Here is an 8,845-nt window from a genome sequence, read left to right as displayed (position 1 = left end):
CAGCATCTCGGCCGCGAACGCCTCCAGACGCGGACGGACCTCTTCCATCTCCTCAGGAGTCACAACTGAAAGAAGATCACAATCTATCCAACGAGGATCACTTGGGGTACCTAACAAAGTCCTACTAGCAGGACCGGCGAGAAGCTGCCCTCGCGCACCGTGGCCAGGGCGGCGAGCCGGTCCTCCTCCGACGTATCGTAGACAAAATCGTCGACCAGACCCCCGACGAACGCCTCGAAGTTCTCCGCAACCAGGGTGATCGCGAAGTCGTCCTCCTGATCAACGTGCACCACCGACGGCTCGCCGCCCTTGCCGCACGCGCGGTAGTCGAGGGCCAGCATGTCGTGGCCCGCCGAGGGCGTGTCAGCGAAGTAGACGCCGATGTCGGGGTATTCCCACATGTCGATCCAGAACCGGCTGCCGAACTCGCCGCCGAGCGAGTTCGGCTTCGTCCGTCCGATGCCCAGGATCCCGGTGATGGCGATGTGGTCCTCGGCCCAGGACGTCGGCTCAGCCATGGGGAAGCAGTCTCGAGCCGGGATGCCGCCATTGTGCGCGCGCATCAGAGCGACGTAGGAGCCGGGCAGACGGTATCCGCCGAGTTCCTCCTCCAGCGAGGCGATCAGTTCCTGCGAGGGCGGGGCCTCGACATAGTTCTCCAGCGCGTACGACGAATCCTGCCAGAATCCGGTGCCGTCGAAGCCCTCGAAGTACCCCACCACGTCCCCCTTTGCCCATTCGCCGGCAATCCTATGAGGCCCCGTGTCACCACTGCGGACCGGACCCATCCAGAGACGTGGCAGTCCGGCGGGGCAGGGGTGGCGTAAAGCCCGGCACGCAGCTCGTCGGCGACATCATGTTTCTGTCGACGATCGAGGGCTGGTGGTACCTGGCGACCGTCGTCGACCTGGCGACCCGCGAGGTGCTCGGGTACGCGATGACCGACCGCCACCGCGCCTGGCTGGTCACCGACGCCCTGCGCATGGGAGCCGACCGCGGTGGCCTGCAGCCGGGCTGCATCATGCACACCGACCGCGGTTGCGACGACGGATTGGGCCCGGGGACTACACCAGCAGCGAATTCCGCCGGGACCATAAGGGAGTTGAACCTGAGGCAGAGCATGGGGCGAACCGGTATATTTTGCGATATCGCCACAGCCGAGAGCTTCTTCGGTCTGCTGAAAGCGGAGATCGGCACCACTGTCCGGGAGAGCCACAAAGCGGCCCACGCCGACGTCTTCCGCTTCATCGAGGTCGAGTACAACCGCACCAGGCTCCGCAGGCACCCCGAGTTCGGGTACCTGACCCCGCTCGAAACCCGAGCCGGGCTGCAGTACGAGTTCATCCCCGCAGCGTAGGCACCCGGTGTCCACGATCAGGGGGAACTTCGGATGGTCGGGTTGTGAGTGCTTCGCCGTGGGGAATCGAACCTTGTGAGGATGGTGTGACAAGTTGCCCGCCGTCTTCCCCTACACCTAACATCCACATGATGAACGTTCGTTGAAAGGATCGGCACAGATTCCTTTGGGCGGCACCAGTCCCATACGTAACGACGCGTCAGGCGCGATGTCTGGCGTCCAGGCTCGGGGTTTCCACATGTCTCACGTCTCACGTCGCGCTGCCCTCGGGATCTTCGGAGCAGGGGCGGTCGGAACCACTGGACTCGTCTACAACTATCTGCACGACGGGCCCCGAAACGAACAGCCGGTACGCGGTGAAAGCAGGACCGGAAAGAACCCTGTCGTAACTGAGAACGCCCGCACGGGCACCCGGACCTGGCAGATCGAGGGCAAGGGGATCCGCGCCGCCAACGACCGAGACAGACAGATCCAGGGATATGCCTCAACGACCTCTGCGGCAGCCGGGGACTCAGTACACTTCCACGTCTCGGTACGTCCCGCTCAGGACTTCACCGTGACCGTGCACCGGCTGGGCTACTACAACGACCAGGGCGGGCGAGAAGTTTCCCGGAGCCCCAGCCTGCACGGTGTCACACACCCCGTACCAGAAGCGCACCCGGAACACGGAATGATCGACTGCCAATGGCCGGTCTCATGGACGCTCGATATACCCGAAGACTGGACCTCTGGCGTCTACCTCGCGCTCTTCACAACCAAGGACGGGCATCGAAGCTCGACCCCCTTCGTAGTCCGGGAGACCCAACGGCCCTCGGATCTGTTGGTGGTCCTGCCCTTCACGACATATCAGGCCTACAACGCCTGGCCCCAGGACGGCCGGACCGGAAAGAACCTCTACAAAGGCTTCGACGCCCAAGGAAGAAACGCCGGCAACGCGGCACGCGCGTTCAAAGTGTCCTTCGACCGTCCGTACTCCCACGGAGGCACTCCTTCCTGGTTCGAGATGGACTGCAGTCTCGCCCGGTGGGCGGAGATGTCGGGTTACGACGTTACCTACGCCACCAGCCTCGACCTGCACGAGGGACGAATCGACCCGTCGAAGTACGCAGCCATGGTCTTCCCCGGGCACGACGAGTACTGGTCACGGCAGATGCGCACCGTGGCCGAGGAAGCCATCGCCGCCCGAACGCACCTCGCCTACCTCGGCGCGAACAACATCTACTTCCACATCCGCATGGAGAAGTCGCCTGCGGGCACCGACAACCGCGTTGTTGCCTGCTACAAGCAGGACCCCGACCCGACTCCCGACGAGAACGGGCCGACCGTGCGTTGGCGGGACCTGGAGAAGAAGCGCAAGCACGCCGAACAGCGCCTGCTCGGCGTGCAGTACAACGGCATGCTCGCCAAGCCCGTCCCTCTAGTCGTCCGGGAATCCGGCCACTGGCTGTGGAAGGGCACCGGCCTCACCGATGGCGACAAGATACCCGGCCTCATAGGCGTCGAGGCCGACGGCTACGACCACAAGACACGGCTGCCCGCCAAAGCCGTCCAGCGACTGCTGTCTGAGTCCCCCTACTCGGACAGCATGGGACGCGGCGAACGCATCCAGAACACCAGCCTGCTCCAGCACCCCGACGGCACCATGGTTTTCGTCGCCGGCACCTTCTTTTGGCCGCTGGCCCTGATCGCCCCCGACCACCTTGACAGCCGAATACGGACCGCCACCAGCAATCTCTTCAACCGGATGGTGACCCACACCCCACGAACCTGAGCGCGGCGGGGAGGAAACCAGATCTCGAAGAGCCGAGGTCGGGTGCGGGGAACAGTCTTGAGCTGGGTGACGTCGTGACGTCTCCGCTGGTCAGGGAGACGACGAGCGGAGTCCCGTGCTGGTCGACGATGAGATGGTGCTTGCTGCCGGACCAGGCGCGGCCGACCGGCGAAGGTCCGGTGTGAGCCCGCCCTGATCGTGCGGACGCGCAAGCCGTCGATCGCGGCGTCATCCATCTTCAGGAGGCCCTCGCGTAGTTCCGCCAGAAGGACCTCGTGCAGGCGGGGCCATACGTCGGCATCGGTCCAGTTCCACAGACGTCGCCAGGGCGTCACCCCACTGCAGTCGCCCCGTTCCGCGGGAACGTCCCGCCGGCTCACGCTCTTCCACAGCCCGTGAACGATGCCCCGCAGTACAGCACGGTCATCGGTCGGCAACCGCCCGGGATACCGATGCCGCCGAGGCGGACAAGTCGGCAACAGCGGGGCTATACGTTCCCACAGGTCATCCGGCACAAGATCAGCGGACGACGGCAGATCCTGCCGACATAACACCCAACTGCCAATGTCGTTGAGCGTTCCGTAGTCACAGCACGGCTCGCCTCGCTACCGCACCAGGTGCGGACCGGCGCGCCACGTGCAGCAGGATCACGGCCGCATGTCCGGAGGCGAGCCGGACCGTGCTCCTGGCTGTCGCTTCACATGTCGGGCGTCGCCCAGCGGTCAGAGGCTGCTGAGCAGGCCGTCGAGTGGGGCGGGTATGCGGTGGGGGTCGAGGGCCTCGACGAGGACGCGGCCGTAGTGGATCTTGCGCCCTTTCTTCGTGCCGAGGAAGCGCCGCAACTGCTGCTGTGAGGTGCGGCCCCGCTGTGCGGGCTGGCGCAGGAAGGTCTCCAAGGGGCGCAGGTCGCCCTCTGCCCGGACGAGCTCCTTCACCCGCGTCACGCCCAGCGCGCGGATGAGCTCGTCTTCCAGATCCGCCGCGCAGACGAAGAACCCTTGCTGTGCTGCGCCGGCCCGCTCCAAGCCGCGGGCGTAGTAGCCACGCTCCGCCTCGTCGCACAGTCCCGTGAGGCGGAGGCCCAGGCCGGGTGGCCCGAGGAGGCGGGCGAAGCGCCCGACGCTCATCGCACCGCCCATCGGCAGGACGCAGACTCCTTCAGCCGCCAGGTTCCGGCCGCGGCTGGCGGCCAGCGCGCTGACCGCTGCGGCGTCGCTCTGCCCCTCGAGCAGGACGGCTGCCCGGACGGACACCCGCGCGGCCAGCTCGCGCGGGAGGTCGCTGGGGCCGCCGGCCGCCCACGCGGTGACCGCCTCCAGGAACGACCTCATGTCAGCCATGAGGCCGAGTCTCCCCCCTTCCCGGCCATCACACCAGGGAATTTCCGGCAGCGCGTCGCCCGGCGGTGAGCAGTCGGGGGCGACGGTCGAACGCGGTCGCGCAGCATAAGAGTCTCCTGGGACTTTTCTGGGACTTCCCGCTGCATCAACGGACACGAGCGTGAAACAGCGGAAAGACCATGTGTGCACTTCAGCGACCCGCAACCGCCGAGCCCCGGACCGGGCCGGACTGCGGATGGCGGACATCGGCGCGGTGGCCGTCACCACCGGCCCCGGCCTCTCGGGCGCGCTCCAGGTGGGCGTGAGTGCTTCACCGCTGATGAAGGCCCAGCGCGAGCAGGCCCGCGCCGACGCCCGGGCCCGCAAATCCGGCGGCGCCGTCGACACCTCCGCCCGGCGATCCGTCCTGAGGAAGTCGTGGCAACCATGGGTTGAGTTCCGATGAAATGCCGCGAGAAGAGTCACGCGTGAACAGACGCCCATATGGGGATTGCTGGCGCTCTGTCAGTGCCAGCATGAGACCCGTGGGCCGAGCGGAACCGACTGCCGGACCCTCTGGCGATTCTCCGTCCCCGCGCTGCGTCATCAGCGTGATTCCCTGTCTGGAGCGGCGATGCACGTACAGCAACGATCCCCACGCACCGTTGGGGGGTTCCCCCGATGGGTGCCGCCCCCCGGGCTGATCGGCTTCCTTGTGCTGCTTGTGTCGATGTTCGCCGTCTCGTACAAGATCGGTGATGTCGTGGGCCCGGTCGCACCCGGGATGCACTCCACCGGTACGGGTGGCGGCGGCCAGTCCGATCCGCACGGTGACATGGGTGACATGCACTCAAGTGATGCAGGATGACGGCAGCACGGTCGGAGAGCACGCCGGCGACCACCGACCTGGTCGTCGGTGGTATGACCTGCGCGGCCTGTGCGACCCGCGTGGAGAAGCGCTTGGCCAAGCTCGACGGGGTGACCGCCACGGTCAACCTCGCCACCGGACAGGCGAGGGTGAGCCACCCCCCTGAGGTCACAGCGCAGGCTCTCGTGGCCGTTGTCGAACGCGCGGGCTACACAGCCGAACTCCCCTCGGTGCCCGAACCCCTCAAAGCGGCCGGTCAGTCGGAACGGACACGGCACGAGACCACGCCGGAACGCGATCGGCTCGTGATCACCGCCCTGCTCGCCGTCCCCGTGGTGGTGCTTTCCATGGTGCCCTCTCTGCAGTTCCGCAACTGGCAGTGGCTGTGCTTCGCTCTGTCCGCTCCGGTGGTCCTGTGGAGTGCCTGGCCCTTCCACCTGCGCGCGTTGCGCGGGCTTCGCCAGTCGTCCGCCACCATGGACACTCTGGTTTCGCTCGGCGTCATCTCGTCTTTCGCCTGGTCGGTGTATGCCCTGTTCCTCGGCGGGGCGGGCGCTGCGGACATGCGCATGCCGTTCACCCTGCTTCCCTCCGTCGGCGGAGGCATTGCGCACGTCTATCTGGAAGCCGCTGTCGCGGTTCCGCTGTTCGTTCTCACCGGCCGGTTTCTCGAAGCGCGTGCCCGGCACGGCACAGGTGAGGCTCTGCGCTCGCTGGCCGGTCTGGCCGCCAAGGACGTGACCCTGCGGGACAGCGGCCAGGAGCGAAGGATTCCTGTCGAACAGCTCCGCGTCGGGCAGGAGTTCGTCGTCCGGCCCGGGGAGCGGGTCGCCACCGACGGAGTGGTGGTCTCCGGCAGCTCGGCTCTTGATCTGTCTCTGGTCACCGGGGAAAGCGACCCGGCCGAAGTCGGCCCGGGCCAGGCCGTGGTCGGGGCCGCTGTCAACGCCGGCGGCATGTTGCTGGTGCGTGCCACGGCAGTCGGCGCGGACACCCAGCTTGCCCGGATCACGCGCATGGTCACCGAAGCTCAGGTGGGGAAGGCCCGTGCTCAGCGTCTGGCGGACCTGGTGGCCGGCGTTTTCGTACCGGCTGTATTGGCGCTGGCCGTCACCGTCCTCGGATTCTGGCTCGGTGCTGGAGCGGACCCGCAGGCGGCCATCACCGCGTGCGTGGCGATCCTGGTCGTCGCCTGCCCTTGCGCACTGGGGCTGGCAACCCCGACCGCCCTTCTCGCCGCCACCGGCCGAGGTGCTCAGCTCGGGGTTCTGGTGAACGGGCCGCAGGCCCTGGAGACACTGCGTCACATCGACACGGTCGTGCTGGACAAGACCGGCACCCTCACCAGCGGTCACATGACCGTCTCCCACATCACCGTAGCAGCGGAGGGAATCGGGCAGGAGGCCGTGCTGCGGCTGGCAGGTGCAGCCGAGCAGGGATCGGAACACCCGGTGGGTCGAGCAGTCACCGCGTACGCGCAACGCGCACTGCCCGAGCGCCCTCTGCCTGACGTCTCCGCATTCAGGGCGACACCCGGGGTGGGCATCGCGGGTTGTGTCGAGGGCCGCCAGGTGGAGGTGTGCGCCGCACAAGGTGATCTTCCAGAGACCCTGGCGCGGTCTTTGGCCGAAGCCGAAGCGGCCGCGCACACTCCAGTCCTGGTGCGCGTGGACGGCGTCGACGAGGCTCTCATCGCGGTCGGGGATGTGCTGCGGCCGGGGAGTTACCGGGCCGTGCACAAGCTCAGGCGCCTGGGCGTGGAACCGGTTCTTGCCACCGGCGACCACGAGTTCACCGCCCACGCCGTAGCCGGTGAACTCGGCATCATCCAGGTGCACGCCCGATGCAGCCCCGAGAGCAAAGGGGATCTGGTGCGGCAGTTGAAAGGCGAGGGCCGCAGGGTCGCCGTGATCGGTGACGGTGTGAACGACGCCGCCGCCCTGGCCGGCGCGGATCTCGGAATCGCCATGGGCACCGGAACGGATGTGGCCATCGGCGCCGCGGATGTGACGCTGGTTCGCGGTGACATCGAGGCGGTCACCGACGCCGTCCGCCTCGCGCGTCGCACGCTGGGGACGATCCGCATCAATCTGATGTGGGCGTTCGGTTACAACGCGGTCACCGTGCCACTGGCCGCGGTCGGATTGCTCAATCCGATGTTCGCTGCCGCAGCCATGTCCGTCAGTTCACTCCTGGTGGTGGGCAACAGCCTGCGCCTGCGGGCCTGGCAGCCCTCGCCCGCGCGCCACCCCGCGTCGCGGCTTTCGCTGCACCGAGGAAGGATGCCGCTGTGACGAACCCCGCCCGACGGGCCGCTGCCGAAGGCTGGATTCCGACGCGCCGTCGCCTGCACGACGGGCTGCTCGCCGTGGTCGCCCCCTTGGCAGCCTTCTCGGTGGCCCTGGGCGGATTGACCGCTTGGACCGCATCGGGGGCCGCCGGGACCCCACCGCGACTGGAGATCAGCGACGGGCGGGTCTTCCTGCCCTACAACGGCAACGTGGGCACCGCAGCGTTCTTCCGGATCACCAACAGCGGCGGAGCCGACGACCGGCTCGTCTCCGTCACTTCCGCAGCCGCAGACAGCGCCATGCTCAGCCGGCACGTACGTCACGACAGCGGTGCCGGCTCCATGAGCATGGTCAGCTCAGTCGGTCTACCGGCGGGAGAGACCCTGGCCATGTCGGCAAGCACGGTGGACGTCATGGTGAGAGTGAAGGACCGCCGGCAAGTCGGCGACATGCTTCCCTTCGTCCTGCACTTCCGCCACAGCGATCCAGTCGAGGCCCTGGCAGTCGTTGTTCGCCCCGGTGGCTGAATCAGCCTCTGAACAGGGCCACTTCACCCGCAACAACGGTGTCCGGCTTGCCGGCCTTGGCGTCCTCGACGATGGAGCCGAACTGGTCGGCGCTCATCTGGACCTGCTGACCGAAGTCGCGGTGATCACGATCCCGCGTTCGACAGGAGCGGTCTCATCGACGAACAGCCGAGGGCAACCGCATGTGCATTTACCGCAGAACGTTGCCACAGGCTCCATGGAACCGACATCAGCCATGACTTCCGCCTCTCCGTACATCCCACCGCAAAACCGGCTCCCGCGGACCGGACACAAAGGAAATGCCCGCTCGCCGCAGCCCGCGAGCGCCGGGGAAGCAAGCCCTCGCAGCGTGCCCTGGTGGGCTCGTGCTTCCAATGACGCCGGCAACGCGTGAAGCGTGGAAACCAGACGGCCACCAGGGGTCTCGCTCGACCCCGTGTGGCCGTCACAGGGTCCAACGCGGCTCGGGGCGGCCTGGAACGTCGTCGTGCGCCAGCTGCCTGGACCACCTGGACCCAGCGGAAATGGTCGCTATCGGCTCCTCGTCGCCCGCCCACTCCACGTCGTTCGGACGAGCACCATGCGAAATGGCGGCACAGCACGCACGCAGTCCCGTCACCCAGTTGCCTGAGTGCCGGAGCGACATGGCCTGTTCACCAACATGTCCGCGAGCGGCATTCGTCTCCTGGGAACTGAATCCGTCCGTCATCCG

General features: G+C 67.1%; 7 protein-coding genes and 3 pseudogenes. 6 read left to right on the top strand and 4 right to left on the bottom strand.

The features are described 5' to 3' along the window. Window positions 1-110 precede the first annotated feature (110 nt). Window positions 111-719, bottom strand: coding sequence for an SMI1/KNR4 family protein (locus tag ACIPEK_RS35880; RefSeq protein WP_402005037.1), 609 nt, complete (start codon window positions 717-719; stop codon window positions 111-113). Window positions 720-796: 77 nt separating this feature from the next. Here ACIPEK_RS35880 and ACIPEK_RS35875 point away from each other — a divergent pair, with 77 nt between their 5' ends. Together ACIPEK_RS35875 and ACIPEK_RS35870 are read left to right on the top strand one after the other, a co-directional pair. Beyond that, complete coding sequence (locus ACIPEK_RS35875; RefSeq protein ID WP_402005034.1) at window positions 797-1,357, top strand: transposase; 561 nt, start codon at window positions 797-799, stop codon at window positions 1,355-1,357. Between the two features lie 238 nt (window positions 1,358-1,595). After that, window positions 1,596-3,128, top strand: coding sequence for a N,N-dimethylformamidase beta subunit family domain-containing protein (locus ACIPEK_RS35870; RefSeq protein ID WP_402005031.1), 1,533 nt, complete (start codon window positions 1,596-1,598; stop codon window positions 3,126-3,128). A 287-nt stretch (window positions 3,129-3,415) separates the two neighbouring features. On the opposite strand, the pseudogene ACIPEK_RS35865 reads toward ACIPEK_RS35870, so the two are convergent. Together ACIPEK_RS35865 and ACIPEK_RS35860 are read right to left on the bottom strand one after the other, a co-directional pair. Continuing rightward, window positions 3,416-3,643: pseudogene (locus ACIPEK_RS35865) on the bottom strand (transposase); the annotation flags it as partial. Window positions 3,644-3,850: 207 nt separating this feature from the next. After that, window positions 3,851-4,468, bottom strand: a complete 618-nt coding sequence (locus ACIPEK_RS35860) for a TOPRIM nucleotidyl transferase/hydrolase domain-containing protein (protein WP_402005028.1) — start codon at window positions 4,466-4,468, stop codon at window positions 3,851-3,853. Window positions 4,469-4,673: 205 nt separating this feature from the next. On the opposite strand from ACIPEK_RS35860, the pseudogene ACIPEK_RS35855 reads away from it, so the two are divergent. The 4 genes and pseudogenes from ACIPEK_RS35855 to ACIPEK_RS35840 form a co-directional block, all read left to right on the top strand. Next, window positions 4,674-4,781: pseudogene (locus ACIPEK_RS35855) on the top strand (tRNA (adenosine(37)-N6)-threonylcarbamoyltransferase complex transferase subunit TsaD); the annotation flags it as partial. Window positions 4,782-5,132: 351 nt separating this feature from the next. Then, window positions 5,133-5,315, top strand: a complete 183-nt coding sequence (locus ACIPEK_RS35850) for a hypothetical protein (RefSeq protein ID WP_402005025.1) — start codon at window positions 5,133-5,135, stop codon at window positions 5,313-5,315. Beyond that, a complete protein-coding gene (locus tag ACIPEK_RS35845) occupies window positions 5,312-7,609 on the top strand; it encodes a heavy metal translocating P-type ATPase (RefSeq protein ID WP_402005022.1) in 2,298 nt (765 codons plus the stop codon). Before ACIPEK_RS35850 ends, ACIPEK_RS35845 begins: the two co-directional genes overlap by 4 nt. Beyond that, window positions 7,606-8,133: a copper chaperone PCu(A)C gene (locus tag ACIPEK_RS35840; protein ID WP_402005019.1), complete on the top strand. Its 528-nt coding sequence runs from the start codon at window positions 7,606-7,608 to the stop codon at window positions 8,131-8,133. The genes ACIPEK_RS35845 and ACIPEK_RS35840 overlap by 4 nt, the downstream gene beginning before the upstream one ends. A 1-nt stretch (window position 8,134) precedes the next feature. On the opposite strand, the pseudogene ACIPEK_RS35835 reads toward ACIPEK_RS35840, so the two are convergent. Further along, window positions 8,135-8,370, bottom strand: a pseudogene (locus ACIPEK_RS35835) (hypothetical protein). Window positions 8,371-8,845: the final 475 nt, after the last annotated feature.

Source organism: Streptomyces sp. NPDC088246 (assembly GCF_044741025.1).
Classification (GTDB): Bacteria; Actinomycetota; Actinomycetes; order Streptomycetales; family Streptomycetaceae; genus Streptomyces.
Note: the sequence above shows the minus strand (reverse complement) of the source record. Positions and strands in the feature narration are given on the sequence as shown.